A 24,214-nucleotide genomic window follows, 5' to 3' on the forward strand; every position below is an offset into this window, starting at 1 on the left:
TGGCAAGAGAGGGGCCTGACCGGACGCGCCGCGCGCGCCGGGTGGCGAGGTCTGCGTGGGGAGGGGAGGGGAGGCGCCGCGCCGGCTACGGCTTGACCGTGAGGTCCAGCACGGTGATGGACCAGGGCGGCAGCAACACCTGCATGCTGGTGCCGGCCTGGAAGAAGGACTTGCGCTCGGCGAAGCCCGAGGGCTCGCCCGCGTAGCCCATCACCCGGGCGCTGGCCACGTTGCCGCAGCCCTTGAACTCCACCTGGGTGCTCCGGGCCGCGTCCGGCTCCAGGTTGAGGGCGATGGCCACCACGCGCTTGCCGTCAGCGCTGCGCGAGGCGAACAGCGACATGCCCTGCGAGTCCGACACCTTCTCGAACTTGGTGGGCACGTAGTTGTCCTGGAAGCGCGCGCCCTTGCCGTCGAAGTTGCGGAAGGCGCGGAAGGCCCAGAAGGTGGGGCTGCGGTTGGGCGGGTAGGTGAAGAGGAAGGCCGAGGTGAGGTTGTGCTCGGCGAAGCGTCCCAGGGCCTCGGCCTGCGCGAGGCCGCCGCTCATGTGCCCCGTGGCGCCGAAGTTGTACTCGCCGATGGACACGCCGCGGCCCGGGTAGTTCTCCGCCACCCAGCGCTTCATGCGCGGAATCAGCTCGACGGAGTCCTCAATCCACGACTCGTCCTTGTACTTCGGATCCCACAGCGCGCGCGTGGAGCGGATGCGCCGCGCGGACGTCTCGGGGTCCGTGGCGCCGCGCTCCTCGAAGCCGATGCCATCGCCCTGCGGGTAGAAGTGCAAATCCAGCACGTCGAGGACGCGCACGCCCGTCTGCTTCTCGTGCTCGGCGAGCTTCTTGAGGTACCAGGGAATGAGCGCCGTGTTGCCGTGGGCCTTGCGATCCTTCTTGTTGCCGCCCGGGGCCACGTCCGCGGCCGAGTGGAAGTAGTTCGTCCAGCCCCACTCGGCGGGGCCGGCGATGAGGCCCTCGGGGTCCGCCTGGCGCACGGCGGTGCCGTAGGCGATGGTGCGCTCGAGCAGCTCGTCGTAGGTGACGGGCTCCGGGTGCACGTCCCGGTGCGTGGTGTTCCAGAGCATCGGCTCGTTGTCGAGGATGTACTGGTGCACGCCGCGCCCGCGTGTCTTGTCCTTCTCGCGGATGGAGCGCACCCACTCGTGGACGAAGGAGGGCGGCGCCTCGAGGCTCGTCTGGGCGGGGGGCAGCGGCGTGAGGCCCTCACCGGAGAGGGAGATGCCGTTGCCGGCCTCCGTCACGTCCGGGTCCATCTTCTGCTGGGCGCCGAAGAGGGACTTGGGGAAGGAGACGGAGGTGGCGTCCTTGGCCACCCAGCCGAGCATGGGCACGGTGAGGGCGGACTGGAGGCCGCGCTGCTGGTTGGCCTGGAGGAAGCTGTCGTAGGTGTACTGGGGGCTGGTGCCGAGGACGATGTTGCGGAAGAAGTAGTCGTTGGCCGTGTTCCAGACGTTGCCCAGCTTCCAGTTGTAGCGGGAAGTGGGGTTGCCGCCCCAGCGGCGCGCGGTGGCGCCGAGCTCCCACTGGTGGTTGTCCTTGAGCTCGCGCAGGTTGTTGAAGGCGATGCCGTAGATGAGCGGGCTGATGGGGTGGCCGGGCTGGGTGCAGTCCACCACCACCTTGGACGTCTTGGCGTCGCCGAGGGCCATGCGGCCACCGCCCACCGCGGCCGCGTCCGGGAGCGACTGCTGCACGGCGGCGGCGGAGGTGACGAGCCGGGCCAGGCCCACCTGGTTGAGCTCCACCCAGTCCTTCTCCACGCTCTTGTGCGCGCGCACGACGAGCTGTGTGAAGGCGTGCTTGTCCGGGTTGAGCTGCTCCATGGGGACGAACACCTGCGTCCACTCGCCCTCGCGCGCGGTGACGTACGTGTCCGACAGCCGCACGCGGGGGAAGAGCGTCTCGCCCTCGGAGTCCAGCCGCAGCTCGAGGAAGTCCCCGAAGCCCGCGGGCGCCTTGTAGCGCAGCGCGACGCCGCCGTACTCGGCGCCCAGGCCCTTCTTGTAGAGGATCCACCCGCCCAGGTGCGCCATGCGCAGCTTCGCCGGGGTGGGGCCCTTCAGCTCGCGCTCGGACCAGCCGCGGTCCTCCCAGCCCGGCTGCAGGCCGTTGTCATAGGCCAGCTCCACGGGCTCGACGACGGCCTGGCCCGGTACCCCCGGCTGCTGGGAGGCCATGGCCAGGGCGCTGCTGCCATCGGCGGGCGTCATGCCACCGGGCGCGGTGAGGCCCACCTGGTCCAGCTCCACCCAGTCGTTGCCCACCTTCTTGTAGGCGCGGATGACGATGCGGCTGAAGGACACCTTCTCCGGGTTGAGCTGCTCGAAGGGGACGAAGAGCTGCACCCACTCGCCCTCGCGGCGCGCCACGTGGCTGCCGTCCACGCGCACGCGGGGGAAGAGCGTCTCGCCCTCGGAGTCCAGCCGCACCTCGAGGAACTCGCCGAAGCCCGAGGGCGCCTTGTAGCGCAGCGCCAGTCCGCCGAACTCGCCCTGGATGCCCTTCTTCTGCAGCATCCAGCCGCCCAGGTTGGCCAGGCGCATCCTGGCCGTCTCCGAGTGCTTCACGTCCCGCTCGGACCAGCCCTCGTCCTTCCACCCGGCCTGGAGACCGCCGGAGCCGCCGGCCCAGGCCGTCTCGGTGAGCGGGGGGATGTTGTAGACGCCCGAGGGGGAGACGCCCGCGGCGGGAGTGGCGGCCTGGGAGGTGTTCTGCTTGCAGGACTGCAGCACGGGCGCGCACAGGTACACGCCGGCCAGCAGGGCCGCCCGGGCCCTCCTGCCATGCGCGGGTGTGCCGCTCCTGCCGGACCGCCGCATCACTCGCCGTCCACGTCCTTGTTGCGGGGAATGATGCGCGCGGGGATGCCCACGGCCACGCTGTCCGGGGGCACGTCCTGGAGCACCACCGCGTTGGCGCCGATGCGCGAGCGGGCGCCCACGGTGATGGGGCCGAGGATGCGCGCGCCAGCACCCACCCACACGTCATCCTCGATGACGGGGTAGCCGTCGTCCTTGGCGGTGCCCACGGTGTTGTTGCCGTAGAAGCGCACGCGGTTGCCCACCTTCGCGTCGCCGCCCACCACGGTGCCCAGGCTGTGGACGAAGTACACGCCGCTGCCCAGCTCCACGTCCTTGCCGATCTCCACGCCGAGCACCGCCGTCTGCGCCACGCGCAGCGCGTGGTTGCCGAGCGGAATGCCCAGCCCGCGCGCCGCCTCACGCAGCCGCTGTAGCGCCAGCACCCGGTAGCCGTCCGAGGTGAGCACCATGGCGGCCACGGCCTTCACGCCGGGCTTGCCGTACTCGGAGCTCGCCACCTGCAGCGCATCGTCCTTGAGGGCCTTGGCCAGCTTCAGCACCTGGCCGGGCTTGCCGCCGGTGAGGGCGTAGCGCGCCACGTGCTTCGCCGCCTTCGGGAGCGAGCCCGCCTCGGTGCGCGCGCCGCGCAGGTACTCCATGGCGTACGTCACCGAGGTGCCCATGAAGGCCGCCTTCTTCAGGCCCGCCTTGTCCGCCAGCTTCGCCGCCGTCATCAGCGCCTGCGTCACGGGACGGGTGGCCTCGGGCGCCACCACCGCGGCGGCCAGCAGCGGCCGGGCCAGCGGATTCATCTCGAAGAGGTAGCGCCAGGGGTCCACCTGCGGCACGTCCGCGTGCTTGGCCGCCACGCGCGAGTCGAAGATGCCGTAGCGGTGCGCCCGCTTCAGCCACTTCTCGTAGCTGGTGTGATCCGAGCCGTGCAGCACGTAGGCCTCGGTGCAGAACTCGAAGCGGCAGCCGGCCTTCTCCAGGCGCACGCCCAGCTCGATGTCCTCGGACTGGCCCAGGCTCTTGTCGAAGCCGCCGGCGGCCACGTAGTCCTCACGGCGGAAGGAGACGTTGCCGGTGAAGAGCTGCCAGCCGCGGGCGCGCCGCTTGGGGCCGCTCATGCTCGCGGCGATGCGGTTGTTGAGCCACGCGTACCACCGCTCGAAGAGCGGCATGTCGGAGATGGCCGGGTCCGGGCGGATGCTGCCGATGACGACGTTGCGCGAGCCGCGCGGGTGGCGCGCCAGGTGCCGCTCGAGGAAGTCGTCGGCCACCTGCATGTCGTCGTCGGTGATGAGCACCACCTCGCCGCGCGCCGCGAGCACGCCGCGGTGACGGGCCGCCGCCGCGCCAGCGTTGGCCTGGGTCTCCACGCGCAGGCTGAAGGGCAGCGTCAGCTTCTCCAGGTGCGGCGCCACGGGGTCTCGCGAGCCGTCATCCACCACCACCACCTCGAAGTCCGAGGCGGGCAGCGTCTGCCGGGCGAACTGGCCCAGCAGCCGTTGGATGAGGTCCACGCGGTTGTAGGTGGCAACGACGACACTCAGCCGCGGGCGCAGGGCCACGGGCCGAGGTGGAACAGCGGCGCCAGAGGCGCCGTTGGCTGCGCTCATTTCTTCGAAGCTCCGGACGTGGGCTGGAGGGTAACGCTCCCGAGGAAGCGCTCCTTCCCAATCAGGTCCAGCGTACGGCGAGCGGAGGTGTAATCCGAAGTCCCAAGTGAGACGCACAGCAGCGCCCGCTCGGCCGCCAGGGCGACTTCCAGGCCCACCGGGTTGGCCACCACGGAGTCGAGCAGCACCACCACCCGGTCTCCCTGCTCCACGTAGGCCATCATCTCGGCCACCACGTGCTGGGCGGCACCGAGCTCCAGGCCCTCGGCGTCCAGGAAGTGCACCGGCGTGCTGCTCTGCTTGCTGGCCACCTCGATGATGGCCTGCACCACCTGCAGCCCGGAGCCGCTCTCGTGCGAGGGCACCACCACCAGCGACGACCAACGGCCGCGCTGGTTGAGCATCGCCCACAGGTGCAGCAGGGTGCTGGAGGGGGCGGCGCTGGCGGGCTTCTGCTGCGGAACCGGCTGCTGCTGCTGTTCGACGACCTCGGACGTGCCTTCCCCGTTGGGGGCGGTCGTCGCAGGAGACGCGGAGGCGGGCTGGGTGCGGTTGCCACGAATCACCGACAACGGCTGCACCACGCGCCGCTGATCCGGTGGATTCGGACCACCGCCCCGGGAGCCACCCTTCGTCTTCTTGTCGTGAGGCTCGAACATGGGCAAGCCCATGTTACCGCGTTGCCGGGCGTTTGGCATCTCGGAAGAGGCGGATTCAACACCCCGAGTGTCGTATTTCCTTGGCCTCTTCGGTTTGCGGTGCGGTATCATACCAGATTTCCTACTGGGCTGCCCTGTTTCTCAGGCTCCGAGACTTCGTTTCGCGCAAGCTGAGGCGCCGGCCACGCATTCGTCACCGTGGCGAGCTTGCCCGCGCACGTGGCCGCCATCGCCACCAGCACGGTGCCCAGCCAGCTGATGGTCCCCATGTCTCCGAAGCACTGGTTGGTATAGGCCACAATCACCGACATCGCCACCAATCCTCCCGCGCGGGCTTCCGGCTCGTGCGCCCGGTGGTAGGCGCGAACGGTGAGGAACATGGAGATGGAGATCCAGGCCCACAAGCCCGAGAAGCCGATGATTCCTCCAAAAGCGAGCATTCCGAGGACGGAGTTGTGGGGGTGGTACAGGTAGTCGGCGAAGGCGTGGGAGATGTCGGGCAGGGAGATCTTCTCGAGGAAGGGGTGGCCCCAGCCGGTGCCCATGACGGGGTGCTGCTCCCAGGTGTAGACGACGTCGAGGTTCTCGATGTCGCGGTAGTCCATCTGCCCCTTCTGGAGGTTCTCGCCCTCCACCAGGGACTTGAAGACGCCGACGATGCCGAAGATGCCGGTGGGGTTGGACCAGCCGATGGCGAGGTAGAAGGGGAAGAGGGGCGCGAGCACCAGGCCGGCGCGGGTGGCGTAGCGCTTCACCCAGTGCCAGGGGCTGACGACGTACGCGCCGATGAGGGCGAACGTGAAGCTCACGTAGGCCAGGCGCCGGTCGTTGTAGTGCATGCCCATGAGGATGATGGAGCTCACCCAGACCATGCGCCAGAAGTTCTTGCGCAGGGGCTGCTCCATCCACGAGGCGACGACGCACATCAGGCCGGTGACGTAGAGCACCGTGTCCGAGTGCGTGGTGGCGTACTCGTGGTACAGGCCGCGGGGCCGGGCGATGGTGACGATGAAGAAGGCCCCCATGAAGGCCTTGACGCTGCAGCCCACGATGACGATGCGCCCGATGGTGCGGAAGTCCTCGGGGCCGCGCAGCGCGACGTTGAAGAGCGCCACCAGCAGGGGCAGCGCCAGCATCTGGTGCCACTGCCACTTGGCCACCGTCGCGTTGCCGCCGTTGACGTAGATGCCCCACACCTGCAGCCAGAGGATGGTGGCCGGCAGGACGATGAGCCCGATGACGAGCGGCTTGGGCAGCGGCGGCGTGGGCGGGCCGTCGATGGGGATGCCCATGGCGCGCCGGTAGGCATTGAGCCCGAGCAGCCCCACGGTGGCCAGGTCGATGAGGGGCAGGGACATGCCCGGCTTGGTGAAGAGCAGCAGGCCGGGGAAGTACAGCGGCGACTGCCAGTGGCCCTCGTAGGGCACCTCGGTGACGAGGTCCACCGTGACGGCCATGGCGAAGATGGCGAGCGCCAGCGTGCGGATCTTCTGCTGGCACACCCACCACCCGCCGGCCACGACGACCACCGGCAGCAGCGCGGCGGCCGGCGCCAGGACGAGCAACCCCAGCGTGGCCAGCCCGAGCACGGCCAGCGACGCGAGGAAGACGAGGGGGCGGGAGAAGAAATCCTGAATCATCGTCCGGGGCGGGCCGTGCTCCCGCCGTCATCGGCTCAGGGCTTGGGGGCCTCGCGCGTGGTGCGCACCCACTCGCCCTTCTTCTCCTCGGGGCGGCTGAGCATCAGCCATACCTTCCACGCCACGTAGAAGGGGGCCCACGCCAGGGCGGACAGCCCCGACAGGCCCATGCCGGACACCCACCAGCCGCGCATCACGTAGAGCACCAGCGACAGCATGCTCGCCGCCGCCACGTACGCGGACAGCGTCACGTGCCCGGCCCACAGCGACAGCGCCCCCGAGGCCACCGCCACCGCGCCCGCGCCCAGCACCACCCAGCTCAGCGGCGGCACCAGCAGATCCACGGCCAGGTCCACCAGCACCTTGTCGCCCTTGCGCAGGCCCTCGGCGAGCAGCGGCAGGCCGAACTTGCGCGTCATCGCCATGCGCCCGCCATCCCAGCGGCGGCGCTGCGAGCGCGCGGCCTTCTCGCTCGTCACCATCTCGCCCAGCGCCTCGGCCTCCCAGGCGTAGTGCACGCGCTCGCCTGCCTTGCCCAGGCGGATGCCGTACTCCAGGTCCTCCACGATGGAGAAGGCCTCGTGGGGCACCTGGCGGATGATGGCGTGGGTGAAGCACATGCCATTGCCGCGCAGGCCGCACGAGACGCCCAGCCGCTCGCGGCCCATGGAGCGCACCTTGTGGAAGAGCGCCATGGCCACCGCCATCAGCCGGGTGCGCCAGGAGGCGTGCGGGTTGAGCACGCCGTAGTGCGCCTGGACCGCCTGGGCGCCCGCCTCCAGCCGCAGCCCGAAGGCGTGCAGCAGGTTGGCCGTCACCTCGGTGTCCGCGTCCACCACCACCACCGCGTCGGCGAAGCCATCCGCGAGGCTCCGCTCGAAGGCGAGCTGCAGGGCGTAGCCCTTGCCGCGCAGCTCCTTGTTGTGGCGCACCAGCACGGTGGCCCCGGCCTCGCGCGCCCGGTCCGCCGTGGCGTCCGAGCAGTTGTCCGCCACCACGAGGATGCGCCGCAGCTCCACCGGGTAGTCCACCCGCGACAGGTTGGTCACCGTGCGGGCGATGCCCGCCTCCTCGTTGTGCGCGGGGATGATGATGTCGAACTTGAGCCGCGGCGCCACCTGGGGCGGTGCCGCCTTCCGCCCCGACAGCAGCGTGAGCAGCAGGAGGTAGCCCGCGGCGAGCAGCACCGGCAGGGCCAGGAGGACGAGCAGCAAGTCGAGAATCATGGGGGGTGACTTCAGGTGGGGCGCGGGGGGGCGCCGTGTACTAGCGGGAGGAAGAGGAGGACTGGGGGTCGAACGGGGGAGCGTCCAGCTCCGCGAGCACGGGCAGCCCCAGGCCGCGGCGGACCTGCCAGGCCTGCAGCAGCTGGCCGCTGAGCACGTCGCGCGCGAGCGCCGCGAAGACGCCGAGGATGAGGCCCGCGAGGATGCCGCCGATGGCGATCACCTTCGCGTTGGGCTTCACCGGGGTGCGGGGGAACTCGGCCGGGGTGAGCAGGGTGTAGCGGTACTTGAAGGAGGCCTGGGAGATGTCGCGCTCCAACTTCGCCCCATCAATCCGCTTGCGCAGCTGCTGCATGACGATGGTGCGCGACTGCAGCTCGTCCAGGGACACCGCCGCCTTGGGGTTGTCCCGGATGGCCGGGAGGATGCCCATCAGCACGCGCTCCAGCCCGTACGGGTCTGGCATCGGCTCGTCCGGGAAGGGCACGTCGCCGCCGCCGAAGCGCGAGTACTCCCGCGTCAGCTCCTCCTCCTCGTTGAGCAGCACCGTCGTCTGCGGCGAGCCCTTGGCCCGCAGCCCGTTGATGCGCTGCTGGATCTCCACGATGTTGGGGTGGTTCTCCCCGTACAGCTTGCGCTGCGCCACCAGCTCCGCGTTGAGTCCTTCCAGGCGCCGGTTGTGCTGCTCCTCGGAGTCCGAGATGGCCCGCCGCTTGGCGCGGATGAGGAAGCGCAGCTCCGCCAGGTGCTGGTTCGAGTTGAAGCCGCCCACGCGCGGGTCTCCCACCGCCCGGCGGCGCTCGATCATGATCTGCGTGAAGACCTTCTCGAACTCGAGGAAGGCCTTCTTGTAGTTCTCGCTGGCGAGCTTCTCGTGCTCCTCGAGGATGGCGAGCGCGTCGGTGATGCTGGCCAGGTCTTCCTTCTGGCGCGCCTCGAGGAAGCTCTGCTGCGCGGCCTCCACCAGCTCATAGGCCAGCTGCGGGTCCGGCCAGGTGATGCCGATGGCCACCTTGCCATCCTCGGTGTTCACCACGAGGGCCTTCTCCAGCATGCCCACCATGGCGTCCAGCTTGATGTCCTCGCTGGGGCGCCCGGACAGCAGGTGCATCACCGTGTCCTTGAGGCGCAGCAGCGGGGCGCGCGTGGCCTCCCAGCGGTCCAGCAGGTTCACCCGCTTGATGAGCGCCACCAGGTTCTCGCGCCGCATCACCGCCTGGGCGGCCGAGCGCGTCACCGAGTCCACCTCGCCCGGCGGGCGCAGCGGGTTGGGCGGATCCGGATCCAACGCCGGGATGCGGTCCGGGTTGACCAGCGCGGCGATGGTGGAGGCACGCTTGGGCAGCAGCGAGGCCTCGGAGTAGTAGCTGCGCGGCAGGAACTTGGCGAGCGCCAGCCCCAGCGCCGCCATCACCACGAAGGTGGCCAGCGCCAGCAGCTTGTGGCGCAGCACCGCGTTCTTCACGAAGCCGAGGTAGTCGCGCAGCGCCTCCCAGTCGAAGATCTGGGCTTGCGCGCGCTCCACCTCGGGCAGCTCGTCACGGGACTGGGGCATGGCTCCTCTACGCCTCCTTCCGCGGGCGCGCCGCCATCACCCGCTCCACCTGCTGGCGCAGCTCGTCGGGGGTGAAGGGCTTGATGAGGTAGCCGCTCGCGCCGGCTTCCTCGGCCTGCGCCCGGTCCATCGTCTGCGTGCGCGCGGAGATCATCAGCACCGGCACGTCCTGCAGGCCCGGCGTGGCGCGGATGTGCTCACACACCTCGAAGCCGGAGATGTCCGGCAGCGTCAGGTCCAGACACACCAGGTCCGGCCGCTGCTCGGCCAGGAGCTCCTTGGCCGCCTGCCCGCTGAAGGCCTCCAGCACGTGCGTGTAGCCGAGGCTCTGCAGCATGTCGCTGAGCATCCTGCGGAACATGGGCGAGTCCTCGACGACGAGGACGGTTGTTCCTTGCTGCTGCATAGAATCTCTCAGGCCTTTTTCTCAGTCTTCCATCTGCGTCCAGACCATCAGGACGAGGAAGGCATAGAGGAAGTTGTACGCCACGAACATCGCCACCGCCCGTTTTACGCCCCGCACCGCGTTGCGCTCGCGCGCCGCCAGGCTCGGCAGGATGAGGACGGCGTACAGCACCGACATCAGAATGAACTTCTTCATGGCCTGGTGCGCCTAAAGCCTACCACGGTCATAGCGGACCACCAATCCAACACTGGTGTACCACTGCATGGCGGGCAAGCTGCCGAGGACCACGTGCTTCGTCCAGGTGAACTGTCCTTTGCCCTGCGCGTAGAAGTAGCGCGAGAAGGGGAGCGGCCACAGCGCCTCCACTTCGGCGCGCGCCTCGGCGTCGTCGCGGTGGACGCCCGCGGTGAGGGGATGGGCATAGCGGACCTTTCCCGTCACCTTGGCCTCGCGCCGGCCCTTCCATTCCAGGTCGAGTCCCACATCGGCTCGGGGGATGAGCTTGGTGGTAAGGGGATCCATGTAGGGCAGGTAGCGCGCGCGCACCTTGGCCTTCACCGGCCAATGGTTGCCAAGGGGAATGGGGGTATTGAGGGTGGTCTCCAGGGTGGGCATGACCAGGTCCTTCGGCAACTCGTCTGGTCGCCGGGGGTACGCCCGACCCACCGCGATGCCGGGCTCGACGCTCAGGTCCACCAGGGGGGTGAACTGGTGCTGGATACCCGGGGCGAACTGGAGCACCGAGTCGTGGTTGCCGGTGGAGAAGGCCACGTCCCGGCCGTACAGCGAGAGCGTGAAGTAGTCGCGGCGCGTGGCACCATAGAAGGACTGGAGGCGCAGCTCCGGGTAGCGCTGCTGGGGGTAGGCCGCGTTGCCGCGCGTGAGGGGCCGCGTGGGGCCTTCCAGCAGACCGTTGACGACCCAACCAAGTGTGCCGGCCACCGACAGACGCTTGATGCCGAGCGACGTCCAGAAGCCCGCCGCGGTCTCCGTGTAGATGTAGGCGCTGTCCGTGCGGCCCGTGGCGCCGACGGGGGCCGCCGGGAGGCTGCCTCCGCCCACGCCTCCGTAGTTCTCGAAGGGGAAGCTGCCGAAGGTGGTGGTGTGGACGCCGATCAGCGAGAAGTCGCGGCGCAGCTTGTAGTCGGCGCGCGTGTAGACGGACTGGAGGATCTCCACCGAGGACAGCGGGAACTGGCGCAGGAGGAACTGCGGCTCGTAGACGAGCTTGACCTTGAGGCGGTTGGTGTAGAGGTCGCTGTCCAGGCGCGGGGTGAGCACGACGTCGGTCACCACCTGCTGGCCGTGAGCGTTCTCGGTGAGCAGGGGGGTGCGGACGATGGACTCGACTCGGGCCGAGGCCTTGTAGCGGACGGCCGGGGCGGAGGCCACCAGCAGCCAGCCGAGGGCCAGTGCGGGCAGCGCCATGGAGTTACTCCACCACCAGCACGTCGCCCGTCCTCAGACGGAAGGTGGGAGCGGAGCCCTCGTTGCGCGTGAGGGCCTCGTAGGTGAAGCGGATGCGCACCGGGGTGGGGTAGCCGGGCTCCTTGCGCAGCACGTAGATGGCGTCGTCGCGCGCGTAGTCGGTGAAGCCGCCGGCCTCGGAGAGCGCCTGCAGGGGGCCGGAGCCGGACTCGAGCAGCTTCTTGCCCGGGTTGCGCACCTCGCCGAGCACGGAAATCTTGATGGGCTGGGCCTCGTCCACCATGACGGTGACGACGGGGTTGGCCACCAGGTCCTTGAGCTTCTGCTCCATGGCGCGGGCGAGCGCGGCGGGCGTCATGCCGGCGGCCTCCACGTCGTTGAGCAGGGGCAGGCTGATGCGGCCATCGTCCCGCACGCGCAGGCGCGAGGAGATGTCGCGCTGGTTCCACACGTTGACGTTGAGGACGTCGCCCTTGCGGATGAGGTAGCTGTCGTCCTGCGGCTGGGTGAGCTGGGGCTCGCGGTAGTCGTCCACCCAGACGAAGCGGCCCGGCTTGTAGCAGGCCGACAGCAGCAGGAGCGTGGCCAGCAGGGGCCACCGGCGGAGGGAGGGGCGGGAGGAGAGGCTCATGGCGGACAGGGAGGGCTTCATGCGGCACGGACCTCGGAGGACGGTGGTCCGGAGGGAGGTTGCTCGGCGGAGGACGGGGGCTTGCGGCGGTTGCGCACCCTGCGCACCAGCCCGAGCACCTCGTCCTTGCGCACCGCGCCGGTGAGGAGGATGAGGGACACGTAGAGGACGCCGTCCACCCCCATGCGGGCGAGGCCGCGCACCAGGTCGCGCTCGTCCAGCCCCAGCCGGCCCAGCAGCAGGTGGACGGCGGTGACGGTGGCGCACACCCCGAGCGTCTTGCCCAGCACGGCGAGGCTGCGCGCGTCCCAGGCCCGCGAGCCGATGGCGTACACGAGGATGGCGGTGACGACGATCTCGTAGAGGGCCAGCGAGGTGGCGGTGGCGCTCGCGCCGCCGGTGAGGCCCCGCCACTGCATGAAGGGGCCGATGAGCAGCAGGTTGAGCCCCAGCTTGAGGCCCACGGCGAGCACGGTGGTGCGCGTCACCGTCCAGGCGCGGTTGGCCGCCATGAGCCAGCTGCCGCACACGGTGGCCACGTAGGTGAAGACGAAGATGGGGGCCAGCAGCCGCAGCACCGGCGCGGCCGGCAGGTAGCGCTCGCCGATGAGCAGCCGCACCCATGTCTCGGCGCCCAGCGCCAGCGCCAGCGTCACCGGCACGGACAGCGAGACAATGCCCTCCAGCCCCCGGCGGAGGATGCGGGTGAACTCCTCCTGGGAGCTCGCCGCCGCGCGCGACATCATCGGCAGCAGCACCCAGCCGAGGATGGGCGAGAGCAGCATCGTCATGCCCGCGATGCCCCAGACGGCGCCGTAGTAGCCCACCTCCGTCGTGTTCGCGATGGCGCCCAGGACGAAGACGTCCAACGGGCCGTTGCTGGCCAGCGCCGCGTCGTTGAGGAAGAAGGGCAGGGCGGCCAGCAGCGTCGCGGCGGTGGCGCGCAAATCCAGGTGCAGCCGCAGCCCGGCATGCTGGTGCGTGAGGCGCAGGAGGTAGACGGTCTTGAAGAGCTCCGCGGCGATGAAGGGCGCGGCCAGCCACGGCAGCGGCGCGCGCAGCAGCAGCAGCGCGGCCAGCCCGAAGCCCCAGATGCACTTCATGAGGATGTGGGCCACGGACAGGCCATCCACCTTCTCGTGCGCGTGCAGCACCGCGGCGAGGATGGCGTTGAGGCGGAAGAAGAACTGGTAGACGCCCAGGAGCAGCGCGAGCGCGCGCACCTCGGGAGGTGCCCCCCGCAGGTGCATCACCCCCAGCAGGGCGCCCAGCAGCAGCACCGCGAGGACGGCCTGCAACAGCAGCGTGCCGCCGAAGAACTCGTTGGCGTGCTCCTTGCGGACGGCCACCTCCTTGCGGATGTAGACGTCCAGGCCGAGCGCGCTGAGGATGAAGAAGGCGGCCGCGGTGTTGGTGGCCCAGTTGTACTGGCCGAAGCTCTCCGGGCCGAGCAGCCGCGGCACCAGCACCTGCAGGCCGAACCCGATGACGTACGTCACCAGCAGCGACCCGCCCAGCTTCAGGGCGTTGCGCAGGGGCGTCTGGGTGTCCACCGGGGCGGGCTCTGCCCGCGGGGTGGACGCCGCGCTCGTCTGGGGCGTTTCGATGACGGGTACCTCGACAGGAAGGGCCGTGCGCAGTGAACGACACAGGTACACCTCCGTCAAATACGCGGCTACATGGCTGTAGAGCGGGCAGTCGGGCTTCTCACAGGGCGAGAATGCTCTCGGCCAGGGGCGACAGGTGGGTTGCTATCTGCCTGCCTGGCTTGCTGGTAGGAGGACGTGCATGGAGACGCTGGAGCCCGAGCCCATCTTCCCGCATGAACTCCGCGATGCCTGGCCCGCGCTCTCGCGCGACGAGCGCGTGGAGAGCTTCAAGCTGGTGCCCCACGCCACGGCGGACGACTTCTTCCTGACGCTGTCCGCCCCGGAGCAGGCGGAGCTCATCCTCGCGATGGCCCCGGGCGAGCGGCGCACGTGGATGCGGCTGCTGGCCCCGGACGACGCGGTGGACGTGGTGCAGGCGGCTCCGTCCGAGCACCGGGAGGCGCTGCTGCGGGAGCTGGACGAGGCCACGCGCCGCGAGGTGCAGGTGCTCCAGGCCTACGAGGAGGACGAGGCCGGCGGCCTGATGAATCCTCGCTTCGCGCGTGTGCGGCCGGAGATGACCATCGACGAGGCCATCGGCTACCTGCGCATGCAGACGCGCGAGCAGGTGGAGACCGTCTACTACGGCTACGTGCTGGACGCGCGGCAGCACCTGCTGGGCGTGGTGTCGCTGCGCCAGCTCTTCCAGGCCGCCCCGGACAAACGCGTGGAGGAGGTGATGCGGCGCGACGTCGCCACCGTCTCCGAGGACACGCACCAGGAGGCGGTGAGCCGGCTCTTCGCCGAGCAGGGTCTGATGGCCATCCCCGTGGTGGATGCCGAGCGGCGGATGAAGGGCATCGTCACCGTGGACGACATCGTCCAGGTGGTCCAGGAGGAGGCCACCGAGGACATCCAGAAGGTGGGCGGCATGGAGGCGCTGGACGCGCCCTACTTCGAGGTGGGCCTCCTCGACATGCTGAAGAAGCGCGCGGGCTGGCTGCTGGTGCTCTTCGTGGGCGAGATGCTCACGGCCACGGCCATGGGCCACTTCGAGGAGGAGATCTCCCGGGCGGTGGTGCTGGCGCTCTTCGTGCCGCTCATCATCAGCTCGGGAGGCAACTCGGGCAGTCAGGCCACCACGCTCATCATCCGCTCGCTGGCGCTCTCCGAGGTGCGGCTGCGCGACTGGTGGCGCGTGATGCGGCGCGAGGTGGTGGCGGGGATGGCGCTGGGGACCATCCTGGGCGCGGTGGGCATCGCGCGCATTCTCGTGTGGCAGGGCCTCTTCCACACCTATGGCGAGCACGCCTTCCTGGTGGCGATGACGGTGGGCCTGTCGCTGGTGGGCGTGGTGACGTGGGGCACGCTCTCCGGCTCCATGCTGCCCTTCGCGCTGCGCCGGTTGGGATTCGATCCGGCGAGTGCCTCGGCGCCCTTCGTGGCCACGCTGGTGGACGTATCCGGGCTCGTCATCTACTTCACCGTGGCCGCCATCCTCCTGCGCGGCACGCTGCTTTGAACCCCCCTCCGGCGGCTGGGGACAGGGACGGGGCGCGGCGCTTGATGAACGAGAAGAGACCGTGGGGGCTGCTGCTCGGCGTGTTGCTGGCCGGGTGCGCGGCCTCGGAGCCTTCGCTGCGCGGGCAGGAGGCGCTCGACGCCATCTCCCAGGAGGCGGAGTCGGAAGCGGCCGATACGTGCCTGACCGTCCTCTGTGACGAGGAGGTGTGCGGCTTCTTCCGCTGCGAGGATGTGGCCGAGACCATGGCCGCGAGAGAAGGCGCGGAGCCTGTGCCCGGCGGCGTGGTGAAGGTGCGCGGCGTGCAGGGGCTGGGTGTGTACCCGCCGGGCTACAGCGGTTCACCCATGCGGTACTGGGGACGGCCGCTGCCACTGCCACGGGAGCAGGGGGCCATCTTCATCATCCCCTGGAGGAACCACCACCTCCGCAACCTGCTGCCGAGCCAGAAGCAGCTCATCGAGGAGGCGAATAGGAAGCTGAACCGGCCTCACGACAAGCACCACATCTTCCCGCAGGAGTTCAAGGAGTGGTTCGAGGGCAAGGGCATCGACATCCATCAATGGACGATGTTCATCGAAACGGAGCTGCACAAAACCATTCACCGGGGTGAGCGTGGTGGCCCCTGGAACGCGGAGTGGCGGCAGTTCAAGAGAGCGAACGAACGAACCGCGACGAAGGAGGAAATCTGGAAGCACGCCTGGGAGCTGTGCGTGCGTTTTGGTCTGATGGCGCCGCTCCAGCCGTATCATGGCAAGACGCAGCTGCCCCCCCCTATGCCGTTCTGAGGAGATGATGCGGTTCTACTGGCTGGATTGCGTTCCGTACGAGAGCGTGCGCTACAGGGGTGAGTACAACGCCAGGCGGAGGTGGGGCCTGCCCGGGCTGCATTGCCCCTCCTGTGGTGGGGACTGCGTTGATTCGGAGATGTTTCCGAGCGTCGACCTCTCGGGGTTGCCAGAGGCAAAGCAGCTGGAAAGGGCCTGGCAGGAAACGGATGTCGAGAAGTTCGAACGCTTGAGGCAATTGGTGAAGCCGTTGGCTCCGGTCTGGGCGCGTCTGGCGCCGGGGGCCCGATTTGGTCCACTTACCGGCTCGGCCCACGGTAGCTTCGCGCAGATCTATACGCTGGACGGTGACACGGTGCTCATCCGCCGCGAGGCGTTGGAGCAACTCCAGGCGGAAGGTCTGCGGGAGCTGAAGGGAGTCCGCACCGGGCTGCGCTTCAGGCAGAGGAACGCGCCGGAGTTGCTGGAACTGGAGGTGGAGATGCACGGCCTCTTCCACCCAGACTGCCTGCCACCCGGCAAGGCCAACCCCTGCGGCACGTGTGGCTGCTACGGCTTTGCCCTGCCCAAGCAGCCCCTGCTCGATAGGGCCTCGCTGCCGGAGCACCTGGACGTGTTCCGGCTGCGCAACTTCACCAATGTCATCGTCATCACCGAGCGCTTCGCGGACACCCTGCGGCGGCTCGGCTTCGAGGAGTTCTCCCTGCGAGAGCTCCCCGTGCGCTGAGCCTCGGGGGCTCAGCGCCTCACACCGGCCTGACTAGCTCGCGCCGCTGCCGGTGAGCACCACCGGCACCGTCTTGAGGATCAGGTTGATGTCGTTCTTCAGGCTCCAGTGGTCGATGTACTGCATGTCCAGGTACATCCACTCCTCGAACGAGATCTGGTTGCGGCCGGAGACCTGCCAGATGCACGTGAGGCCCGGACGCACCGACAGCCGGCGCCGCTGCCACGCCGCGTACTTCTCCACCTCGCTGGGAATCGGCGGCCGCGGCCCCACCACGCTCATCTCGCCGCGCAGCACGTTGATGAGCTGCGGCAGCTCGTCGATGGAATACTTGCGGATGAAGCGCCCAATCCCCGTGATGCGCGGGTCGTTCTTCATCTTGAAGACCGGACCCGTCTGCTCGTTCATCGCCTCGAGCTTCGCCTTCAGCTCCTCGGCGTTGACCACCATGGAGCGGAACTTGAGCATGTGGAACGTCTTGCCGTGCAGCCCCACGCGCTTCTGCTTGAAGAAGATGGGCCCGCGGCTGGTGAACTTCACCCCCAGCGCCACCCCGATGAGCAGCGGCGAGAGCATCGCCAGCGCCGCCGCCGAGCTCACGATGTCGAACAGCCGCTTGAGCGCCATCTGGTGCGGCCGGAAGGCGTGCGTCATGAAGTGCAGGTAGCCGTCGGAGATCGCATGGTCATCCACCGGCCGCGCCCGATCGAAGCGCATGTGGTACGCCGGCAGCGCGAACGGGATGCCGAAGTTCTCACACAGCTTCACCGCCGCCTGCATCTCCGCCGAGTGCTTGAGCATGTTGCCGGCGATGTAGACCTCGTCCACCGGCACCGTGCACAGGATGTGCTCCAGGTCCTTTACCGTCCCCAGCACCGGCGCCGGCGGCACCGTCGTGGCCGTCTCGTTGCTGAAGCCCAAGAAGCCGATGACCTTGCGCCGGTGCTTGCTGTTCAGGTCCTCGCCCGTGAGCCGGCCCATGGCGCCCACGCCGACGATGAGCACCTCGTCCAGCGGCTGCTCCTGCACCGACAGGTTGCGGAAGAGCTTCAGGCGCAACAGCGCCACCGAGGGCCACAACAGCGGCGGGAACATGCTCAGCGCGACGATCCACGACTCGGTGCCCATCACCAGACGCGTGACGAAGAGCACCACCGTGACGACCATCACCTGGATGGAGATGAGCGCCAGGTCATCCAGCCGCTCCCGGTCCGCGAAGCGCACGTCATAGAGGCACAGCGCCGTGCCCACCACCAGCCACGCCACCACGCCCACCCCGAGCAGCACCCACACATCCGTGCGCTCCAGGTGCAGATCGTGCCCCATCATCGTCGTGGAGATGAGCAGCGCGGCCACCACCAGCACCAGGTCCACCGCCAGGTTCAGCTTGGCGGCGAACCCCGGCGCGAAGCGCGAGGGTGGGGCATCGGGGCGGTTGGGGCTCACCACCGCCAACTGCTTCTCCGTGGTCTCCAGCGCGCCAGGCGGCGGCGTCAGAGCGGGGCCCAGCCCTGGCGGCGGCGTCTCGGCGGGAGCCAACCCGTTGGGTGGGGTCTCCGCACCCACGCGGGGGCTGGCCGAGGGCGGCTCGCTGGGGGTCACTTCAACTTGAGATGCGGGTCGCATGGAGGCCTTCCCAGATTCAACACCAACAGCACCGCATGATAGGGGGCCGCGACGTCCTCAAAAAGCCAGGGATCGCGAACTGTTAAGACGGCGTATCCCCTTCGTTGCGCGGTGCGCAGCGTAGAAGGTTGTCCGGAAATCCGTCAACCTTCCCTGGATTTTTACATTTTGAGTGTTGCTCCCAGTGGACACGGATTTGCCCTGGAGTCCGGGCACACACGTGCCTTACTTGTAGGGGCATGGGATGTGCACGTCGGGAAAAGGACGTGTTGGGTCCTCCATGCCATGGGTCCGGAAGGCCAAGCTGCCCGGGGGGAAGTGGGCCTCGCCACCCGGGCCCGTGACATGGACGCCGCCGCTACGGCTTCTCCGGGAGCTGGTAGTCCGCCACCCACCCAGTGGGCGTGAGCACGAATTTGAGCTGGTGCCTGGAGACCGTCCCCCGGGCGGTGGAAGTCTTCTGGGCCCAGCGCTCCAGGGCCTCGAAGCGCTCCGCTGAGCTCCCGGCGGTGAGCAGCTCGGGTACGTGAAGCCGCAAGTCCTCCGCCGAGGGCGACTGCTGCTCAAGGGAGAAGAGGACCATGCCCTTCGTCGCGCTCATGTCCGTGATCTCGCACCGCACATAGTGCGCCAGGTCCGCATGGAATCCTGGCGTGTCGAAGTCCGTGGGCGGGACCCGGGAGGGATGGTGCTGGAGGAAGTCGAGATCCGCCTGCCGGATGAAGTTGGACGGGCTCAGTCCTTGCGGAAGGCGCGAGACCACGGGTGCCTCAAGCATGTGGTGCCTGCAGAGGAAGCGCGCCTTGTCGCGCAGCTCCCATTGCGCCGTCTTGGGATCGTCGAACTGCTCCTGCGTGAAGGACTTGCTGTTGGGAGCAAGCGTCAGCCGGATGTTGAAGGTGTAGTCGACCTGGACGGGCCTGCCTTGAAAGGTCACGGGCGTGTAGCGCTGCTGGTACAGGCTCATCAGCACCGCATCCGTCAGCAAGGGGAGGGGTTTGATGATGCGGCACCGGGTCACCCAACCCGTCTGGGTGATGACGCATTTGACGACCATCAATCCCTGCACCCTGGCCGCGAGCGCATTGACCGTGTAGGCGGGCGGGGGCCCCTCGAGCTTTTCGGGCCGGGTCATGCCCGCGCCAAAGGGAAGCACATCGCCACCGATGGGGCCTGCCGAGGCCGCGTCCGTCATACCGGCGGTGGGGGCTTGCTGAGCTGTCTGGGACGGGACCGCGGAAGGCGGGGGCACGGGCCCGCGGGAGGGAGTCCTGGAAGCGCGCGGCGAGGGGAAGCGCTGGGCTTCTTCCGGGAGTTGGTAGTCGGCGCGCCAGCCCAGGCGCGATTGGCGGAAGCGGAGCAGGTGCCTGGAGCTGATGGTCTCGGGTTTCGACTGCTGCATCCAGAGCGCCAGCGCCGCGCGGCGCTCCTCCGGCGAGGACGCCTGGAGGACCTGCGGTGGCAGTTGCCGGGCATCCCACTGGGGTTGGCGTTGCTCGACCCAGACGCCCAGGAGGTCTCCGCGTAGACCCGCATAGGTGACCTCGCACTCGACATACCGTGCCAGCTCCGCATGGAGGCCGGGCCTGTCGAGCTCCGACACGGGAAGCAGCGAAGGCTCCTTCTGGATGAAGTCGAGATCTTCCTCGCGGATGTAGAGGGAGGGATTGATTGCCTCCGGAAGGCGGGACGGCACGGGCAGCAGGAGTTGCTGGTGCTGACAGAGCACGAGCGCCTTCTGGAGCACGTCCGCCGACAATCGCGGCGTGGCCGGCGGCTTCGCGGACTCACGTCCAGCCGAGCATGCTGACAGGGCCGCATGCGCCAGGAGCAGGAGGAGGAGTCTCGTCCACATCGAGTATCGGGGTCTGAACATGCCTCCGAGCCTATGAGTGGTGACAGGCCCCGGGAAGTGTGACGGTTGTAGGGGCAGGAGGTGACGCCATGCCCTCTTCCGAGCCGCCCGCCCCCGTACTGTCGCGCCGCGCGCTGGACGCGGCCCTGTTCGATCTGGACGGCGTGGTGACGCGCACGGCGCAGGTGCATGCCGAGGCGTGGACGCGCCTGTTCAACGCGTACTTTCCCCTCCAGCCCTTCACGGCGGAGGACTACCAGCGCTACGTGGATGGCAGGCCGCGCCTGGACGGCATCCGCTGCTTCCTCCAGAGCCGGGGCCTCGCGCTGCCCGAGGGCTCGCCCGAGGAGGGACCGGAGGCGGAGACGGTCTGGGGACTGGGCAAGCGCAAGAACGGCTACTTCCTCAAGGCGCTGGAGCAGCGGGGCGTGGAGGTGTTCGCGGGGGCGGTGGGGCTGCTGGAGCGGCTGAGGGCGGCGGGCTTCCGCACGGCGGTGGTGTCGGCGAGCCGCAACTGCGAGGCGGTGCTGCGGGCGGCCGGGCTGGAGCATCTCTTCGACGCCCGGGTGGACGGTGTGGAGGCGGGGAAGCTCGGGTTGCCGGGCAAGCCCTCCCCGGACACGTTCCTGGAAGCGGCACGGCGGTTGGGCGTGCCCCCGGAGCGCGCGGTGGTGTTGGAGGACGCGCAGGCGGGTGTGCAGGCGGGGAGGCGAGGGCACTTCGGGTACGTCATCGGTGTGCGCCGGGCGGGGCCGGAAGGGGCGCTGGTGCGGGCCGGCGCGGACGTGGAGGTGGCGCACCTGTCCACCGTGAAAGTGGAGGAAGGAGAGCCCTGAGTCATGCGGCCGATGCGGGAGGTGCCCTCGGCGCTGCTGGCGCGGCGGGAGGAGCTGTTGCGGCGGATGGCGGGCCGGCAGGTGGCCCTCTTCCTGGACTATGACGGCACGCTGTCGCCCATCGTGCCCAACCCGGAGGACGCGCGGCTGTCGGACGCCATGCGCGCCACGCTGGTGACGCTGGCTCGGCACTACCCGGTGGCCATCGTGAGCGGGAGGGACTTGCCGGTCCTCCGGGGCTTCGTGGGGCTGGAGGGCGTGTACTACGCGGGCAGCCACGGCTTCGAGATAGAAGGCCCGGGCGGGCAGTCCTTCGAGCTGGAGGAAGGCCGGGCGCTGGTGCCCGAGCTGGACGCGGCCCAGAAGGAGCTGGCCGCGGGGCTCGAGGCCATTCCCGGCGCGAAGCTGGAGCGCAAGCGCTTCAGCGTGGCGGTGCACTGGCGGCACGTGGAGGTGGGGCGTGCGGGGGAGGTGGAGCGGGTGGTGGACGCGGTGCTCGCGCGCCACCCGCGGCTGCGCAAGAGCGGGGGCAAGAAGGTGTTCGAGGTGCAGCCGGACATCGACTGGCACAAGGGCCGCGCGGTGCAGTGGATGCTGCGCGCGCTGCGGCTGGAGGGCGAGGCCGTGCTGCCGGTGTACCTGGGGGATGACCTCACGGACGAGGACGCCTTCAAGGAACTGGAGGGACGGGGACTGGGGCTGGTGGTGCGCGGCGAGGTGGAGCGGCCCACGGCGGCGGACTACGCGCTGGCGGACGTGGACGAGGTGCGCCAGTTCCTGGAGCTGCTCATCACCCGGGCCGGAGGGACGGTGCGATGAATGGAGCGCACTGGCTGTTCACCTACGAAGGCCTCGAGCCGCGCAGGGAGGGGCTGCGCGAGGCGCTGTGCACGCTGGGCAATGGCTACTTCGCCACGCGCGGAGCGGCGCCGGAGTCCGAGGCGGACGAGACGCATTACCCGGGGACGTACCTGGCGGGCGGGTACAACCGGCTGAAGACGGACCTGGCCGGGCGGGTGGTGGAGAACGAGGACCTGGTGAACATGCCCAACTGGCTGCCGCTCACCTTCCGGCTGGAGGGCGGCGACTGGTTCAACGCGCAGGCGGTGCGGCTGCTGGAGTACCGGCAGGTGCTGGACCTGGCGCGGGGGCTGCTGTTGCGCACGCTGCGCTTCGAGGACCGGCGGGGGCGGCGCACGCGCGTGGAGCAGCGGCGCTTCGTGCACATGCGCGACAAGCACCTGGCGGGGCAGGAGCTGGTGCTGGTGCCGGAGAACTGGAGCGGGCGGGTGCACGTGCGCTCGGCGCTGGACGGGCGGGTGGTGAATGGAGGCGTGCCCCGCTACCGGCAGCTCAACTGCAAGCACCTGCGGACGCTGGTGACGGAGGAGCTGGACGCGGAGACGCTGCTGCTGGAGGTGGAGACGGTGCAGTCGCGCGTGGAGGTGGCCGAGGCGGCGCGGACGCGGCTGTACGTGGATGGGCAGCCGGCCCAGGCCCGGCGGGGGCTCGCCGTGGAGGACGGCTACCTCGCGCACGAGCTCACGCTGGAGCTGCGCGAGGGCCAGCGGCTGGCGGTGGAGAAGGTGGTGGCGCTGTACTCGTCGAGGGACCACGCGGTGTCCGAGGCGGCCATGGAGGCGCGCCACGCGGTGGGGCAGGCCCCCGCGCGCTTCGACGAACTGGTGGCCACGCACGTACGGGCGTGGGAGCACCTGTGGCGCCGCAGCGACCTGGACCTGGAGCTGGCCGAGCCGGACCACATCCACACCACGCTGCGGCTGCACATCTTCCACCTGTTGCAGACGGTGTCTCCGCACACCATCGACCAGGACGTGGGGGTGCCGGCGCGCGGCTGGCACGGCGAGGCCTACCGGGGTCACATCTTCTGGGACGAGCTGTTCGTCTTCCCCTTCCTCAACCTGCGGCTGCCGGCGCTGACGCGGGCGCTGTTGCGCTACCGGCACCGGAGGCTGCGGCGGGCGCGCGAGGCGGCGCGGGAGGCGGGCTTCCGTGGGGCGATGTTCCCCTGGCAGAGCGGCAGTGATGGGCGCGAGGAGAGCCAGCGGCTGCACCTCAATCCCCGCTCGGGGCGGTGGGTGCCGGACGTGACGTGGCTGCAGCGGCACATCAACGCGGCCGTCGCCTACAACGTCTGGCAGTACTACCAGGCCACGGCGGACACCGAGTTCCTGTACTACTACGGGGCGGAGATGCTGCTGGAGCTGGCGCGCTTCTGGGCCAGCATGGCCCGGTGGAACCCCGTGCTGCGGCGCTACGAGATTCTCGGCGTGATGGGGCCGGACGAGTACCACACGGGCTACCCGGACCGGGCGGAGCCGGGGCTGGACAACAACGCCTATACGAACCTCATGGCGGTGTGGGTGCTGTGCAAGGGATTGGAGGTGCTCCAGTTGTTGCCCGGCGAGCGGCGGGACGAGTTGCTCGAGACGCTGTCGCTGGGAGCGGAGGAGCTGGCGCACTGGGAGGATGTGAGCCGGAAGATGCGGCTGGTGTTCCACGCGGACGGCGTGCTGAGCCAGTTCGAGGGCTACGAGCAGCTCGAGGAGTTCGACTGGGCGGCGTACCGGGCGCGCTATGGCGACATCCAGCGGCTGGACCGGATTCTGGAGGCCGAGGGGGACTCGCCCAACCGCTACAAGCTGTCGAAGCAGGCGGACGTGCTGATGTTGTTCTACCTGTTCTCTGCGGAGGAGATGAAGGAGCTCTTCGAGCGGCTGGGATACCCGTTCGATCCGGAGCTGATTCCGAAGACGGTGGACTACTACCTGCAGCGGGCCTCGCACGGCTCGACGCTGAGCGGGGTGGTGCACTCGTGGGTGCTGGCACGCAGTGATCGCCCGCGCTCGTGGAAGCTGTTCAGCGAGGCCTTGAGGAGCGACATCTCGGACGTGCAGGGCGGGACGACGCCGGAGGGCATCCACCTGGGCGCGATGTCGGGGACGGTGGACCTGATGCAGCGGGCGTACACGGGCATCGAGGTGCGCGGGGACGTGCTGCACTTCAATCCGAACCTGCCCGAGGGGCTGACGCGGCTGAAGTTCCTGCTGCGCTACCGCAAGCACATGGTGGAGGTGGAGATCACCCAGGACAAGCTGGTGCTCAACAGCCGGTGGCCCGCGCCCGCGCCGCTGGAGTTCGCGCTGCGGGGCGTGCGTCACCAGCTCCTGTCCTGCGAGACGCGGGAGTTCCCCATCACGAGCCCGCCCCTCTCGCCGGAGTCGGAGCTGCACGGCGCGGGCCCGTGAGCCGCTGGTTCCCGGGT

Annotated in this window: 19 protein-coding genes; 6 read left to right on the forward strand and 13 right to left on the reverse strand. The window is 69.3% G+C overall.

Translation table 11 applies throughout. The annotated features are described in order from the left end of the window. Positions 1 to 85 precede the first annotated feature (85 nt). The 11 genes from NR798_RS00925 to NR798_RS00975 all read right to left on the reverse strand — a co-directional run bounded on the left by NR798_RS00925 (position 86) and on the right by NR798_RS00975 (position 13,643). Positions 86 to 2,836 (reverse strand): glycoside hydrolase family 44 protein, encoded by a 2,751-nt coding sequence (locus NR798_RS00925; RefSeq protein ID WP_375773934.1) that lies wholly within the window; start codon positions 2,834 to 2,836, stop codon positions 86 to 88. Further along, complete coding sequence (gene epsD / locus NR798_RS00930; protein ID WP_375769477.1) at positions 2,836 to 4,440, reverse strand: exopolysaccharide biosynthesis glycosyltransferase EpsD; 1,605 nt, start codon at positions 4,438 to 4,440, stop codon at positions 2,836 to 2,838. The genes NR798_RS00925 and epsD overlap by 1 nt, the downstream gene beginning before the upstream one ends. After that, positions 4,437 to 5,099, reverse strand: a complete 663-nt coding sequence (locus NR798_RS00935; protein ID WP_375769478.1) for a hypothetical protein — start codon at positions 5,097 to 5,099, stop codon at positions 4,437 to 4,439. Before NR798_RS00935 ends, epsD begins: the two co-directional genes overlap by 4 nt. Before the next feature lie 107 nt (positions 5,100 to 5,206). Continuing rightward, positions 5,207 to 6,739, reverse strand: coding sequence for an exopolysaccharide repeat unit polymerase (gene wzy, locus NR798_RS00940; RefSeq protein ID WP_375769479.1), 1,533 nt, complete (start codon positions 6,737 to 6,739; stop codon positions 5,207 to 5,209). 35 nt (positions 6,740 to 6,774) lie between these two features. After that, entirely contained in the window at positions 6,775 to 7,965 is a 1,191-nt protein-coding gene (epsU, locus tag NR798_RS00945; protein ID WP_375769480.1) for an exopolysaccharide biosynthesis GT2 family glycosyltransferase EpsU, read from the reverse strand. Positions 7,966 to 8,005: 40 nt separating this feature from the next. Then, positions 8,006 to 9,520, reverse strand: coding sequence for a chain-length determining protein (locus NR798_RS00950; protein WP_375769481.1), 1,515 nt, complete (start codon positions 9,518 to 9,520; stop codon positions 8,006 to 8,008). 7 nt (positions 9,521 to 9,527) lie between these two features. Next, positions 9,528 to 9,926, reverse strand: a complete 399-nt coding sequence (locus tag NR798_RS00955) for a response regulator (protein ID WP_375769482.1) — start codon at positions 9,924 to 9,926, stop codon at positions 9,528 to 9,530. A gap of 21 nt (positions 9,927 to 9,947) precedes the next feature. After that, positions 9,948 to 10,121, reverse strand: a complete 174-nt coding sequence (locus tag NR798_RS00960; RefSeq protein ID WP_375769483.1) for a hypothetical protein — start codon at positions 10,119 to 10,121, stop codon at positions 9,948 to 9,950. Positions 10,122 to 10,133: 12 nt separating this feature from the next. Then, entirely contained in the window at positions 10,134 to 11,354 is a 1,221-nt protein-coding gene (locus NR798_RS00965; RefSeq protein ID WP_375769484.1) for a hypothetical protein, read from the reverse strand. A gap of 4 nt (positions 11,355 to 11,358) precedes the next feature. Beyond that, a complete protein-coding gene (gene epsY / locus NR798_RS00970; protein WP_375769485.1) occupies positions 11,359 to 12,006 on the reverse strand; it encodes an exopolysaccharide export protein EpsY in 648 nt (215 codons plus the stop codon). Then, the gene (locus NR798_RS00975; protein ID WP_375773935.1) at positions 12,003 to 13,643 is read right to left on the reverse strand and encodes an oligosaccharide flippase family protein; all 1,641 of its coding nucleotides are present in this window, start codon (positions 13,641 to 13,643) and stop codon (positions 12,003 to 12,005) included. Before NR798_RS00975 ends, epsY begins: the two co-directional genes overlap by 4 nt. Before the next feature lie 130 nt (positions 13,644 to 13,773). Here NR798_RS00975 and mgtE point away from each other — a divergent pair, with 130 nt between their 5' ends. The 3 genes from mgtE to NR798_RS00990 are packed head-to-tail and all read left to right on the forward strand — an operon-like array spanning position 13,774 to position 16,611. Then, entirely contained in the window at positions 13,774 to 15,096 is a 1,323-nt protein-coding gene (gene mgtE / locus NR798_RS00980; protein WP_375769486.1) for a magnesium transporter, read from the forward strand. A 44-nt stretch (positions 15,097 to 15,140) separates the two neighbouring features. Continuing rightward, positions 15,141 to 15,884 carry a TIGR02269 family lipoprotein gene (locus NR798_RS00985; protein ID WP_375769487.1) on the forward strand — a complete coding sequence of 248 codons (744 nt, stop codon included), beginning with the start codon at positions 15,141 to 15,143 and terminating at the stop codon, positions 15,882 to 15,884. A gap of 7 nt (positions 15,885 to 15,891) precedes the next feature. Then, the gene (locus tag NR798_RS00990; protein WP_375769488.1) at positions 15,892 to 16,611 is read left to right on the forward strand and encodes a double-CXXCG motif protein; all 720 of its coding nucleotides are present in this window, start codon (positions 15,892 to 15,894) and stop codon (positions 16,609 to 16,611) included. A 33-nt stretch (positions 16,612 to 16,644) separates the two neighbouring features. Here the strand turns inward: NR798_RS00990 and epsZ are convergent, their stop codons facing one another. Beyond that, on the reverse strand, positions 16,645 to 18,237 hold the full coding sequence (gene epsZ / locus NR798_RS00995) for an exopolysaccharide biosynthesis polyisoprenyl-phosphate hexose-1-phosphate transferase EpsZ (RefSeq protein ID WP_375769489.1): 1,593 nt from the start codon (positions 18,235 to 18,237) through the stop codon (positions 16,645 to 16,647). Positions 18,238 to 18,595: 358 nt separating this feature from the next. After that, positions 18,596 to 20,113, reverse strand: a complete 1,518-nt coding sequence (locus tag NR798_RS01000; RefSeq protein ID WP_375769490.1) for an energy transducer TonB — start codon at positions 20,111 to 20,113, stop codon at positions 18,596 to 18,598. A gap of 68 nt (positions 20,114 to 20,181) precedes the next feature. Here NR798_RS01000 and NR798_RS01005 point away from each other — a divergent pair, with 68 nt between their 5' ends. Genes NR798_RS01005 through NR798_RS01015 form a run of 3 tightly spaced genes read left to right on the forward strand, consistent with a single transcriptional unit; the run spans position 20,182 to position 24,197 of the window. Next, entirely contained in the window at positions 20,182 to 20,928 is a 747-nt protein-coding gene (locus tag NR798_RS01005; RefSeq protein ID WP_375769491.1) for an HAD family hydrolase, read from the forward strand. A 3-nt stretch (positions 20,929 to 20,931) separates the two neighbouring features. Continuing rightward, on the forward strand, positions 20,932 to 21,747 hold the full coding sequence (gene otsB, locus NR798_RS01010) for a trehalose-phosphatase (RefSeq protein ID WP_375769492.1): 816 nt from the start codon (positions 20,932 to 20,934) through the stop codon (positions 21,745 to 21,747). After that, on the forward strand, positions 21,744 to 24,197 hold the full coding sequence (locus NR798_RS01015) for a glycoside hydrolase family 65 protein (protein ID WP_375769493.1): 2,454 nt from the start codon (positions 21,744 to 21,746) through the stop codon (positions 24,195 to 24,197). The genes otsB and NR798_RS01015 overlap by 4 nt, the downstream gene beginning before the upstream one ends. Positions 24,198 to 24,214: the final 17 nt, after the last annotated feature.

This window comes from Archangium gephyra (assembly GCF_042230915.1).
Lineage (GTDB): Bacteria > Myxococcota > Myxococcia > Myxococcales > Myxococcaceae > Archangium > Archangium gephyra_B.

Excerpts from the sequence above, each read along its gene's own strand:
- NR798_RS00925 (WP_375773934.1), bottom strand. The coding sequence starts at position 2,836 with ATGCGGCGGTCCGGCAGGAGCGGCACACCCGCGCATGGCAGGAGGGCC.
- epsD (WP_375769477.1), bottom strand. The coding sequence starts at position 4,440 with ATGAGCGCAGCCAACGGCGCCTCTGGCGCCGCTGTTCCACCTCGGCCC.
- NR798_RS00935 (WP_375769478.1), bottom strand. The coding sequence starts at position 5,099 with ATGTTCGAGCCTCACGACAAGAAGACGAAGGGTGGCTCCCGGGGCGGT.
- wzy (WP_375769479.1), bottom strand. The coding sequence starts at position 6,739 with ATGATTCAGGATTTCTTCTCCCGCCCCCTCGTCTTCCTCGCGTCGCTG.
- epsU (WP_375769480.1), bottom strand. The coding sequence starts at position 7,965 with ATGATTCTCGACTTGCTGCTCGTCCTCCTGGCCCTGCCGGTGCTGCTC.
- NR798_RS00950 (WP_375769481.1), bottom strand. The coding sequence starts at position 9,520 with ATGCCCCAGTCCCGTGACGAGCTGCCCGAGGTGGAGCGCGCGCAAGCC.
- NR798_RS00955 (WP_375769482.1), bottom strand. The coding sequence starts at position 9,926 with ATGCAGCAGCAAGGAACAACCGTCCTCGTCGTCGAGGACTCGCCCATG.
- NR798_RS00960 (WP_375769483.1), bottom strand. The coding sequence starts at position 10,121 with ATGAAGAAGTTCATTCTGATGTCGGTGCTGTACGCCGTCCTCATCCTG.
- NR798_RS00965 (WP_375769484.1), bottom strand. The coding sequence starts at position 11,354 with ATGGCGCTGCCCGCACTGGCCCTCGGCTGGCTGCTGGTGGCCTCCGCC.
- epsY (WP_375769485.1), bottom strand. The coding sequence starts at position 12,006 with ATGAAGCCCTCCCTGTCCGCCATGAGCCTCTCCTCCCGCCCCTCCCTC.
- mgtE (WP_375769486.1), top strand. The coding sequence starts at position 13,774 with ATGGAGACGCTGGAGCCCGAGCCCATCTTCCCGCATGAACTCCGCGAT.
- NR798_RS00985 (WP_375769487.1), top strand. The coding sequence starts at position 15,141 with ATGAACGAGAAGAGACCGTGGGGGCTGCTGCTCGGCGTGTTGCTGGCC.
- NR798_RS00990 (WP_375769488.1), top strand. The coding sequence starts at position 15,892 with ATGCGGTTCTACTGGCTGGATTGCGTTCCGTACGAGAGCGTGCGCTAC.
- epsZ (WP_375769489.1), bottom strand. The coding sequence starts at position 18,237 with ATGCGACCCGCATCTCAAGTTGAAGTGACCCCCAGCGAGCCGCCCTCG.
- NR798_RS01000 (WP_375769490.1), bottom strand. The coding sequence starts at position 20,113 with ATGTTCAGACCCCGATACTCGATGTGGACGAGACTCCTCCTCCTGCTC.
- NR798_RS01005 (WP_375769491.1), top strand. The coding sequence starts at position 20,182 with ATGCCCTCTTCCGAGCCGCCCGCCCCCGTACTGTCGCGCCGCGCGCTG.
- otsB (WP_375769492.1), top strand. The coding sequence starts at position 20,932 with ATGCGGCCGATGCGGGAGGTGCCCTCGGCGCTGCTGGCGCGGCGGGAG.
- NR798_RS01015 (WP_375769493.1), top strand. The coding sequence starts at position 21,744 with ATGAATGGAGCGCACTGGCTGTTCACCTACGAAGGCCTCGAGCCGCGC.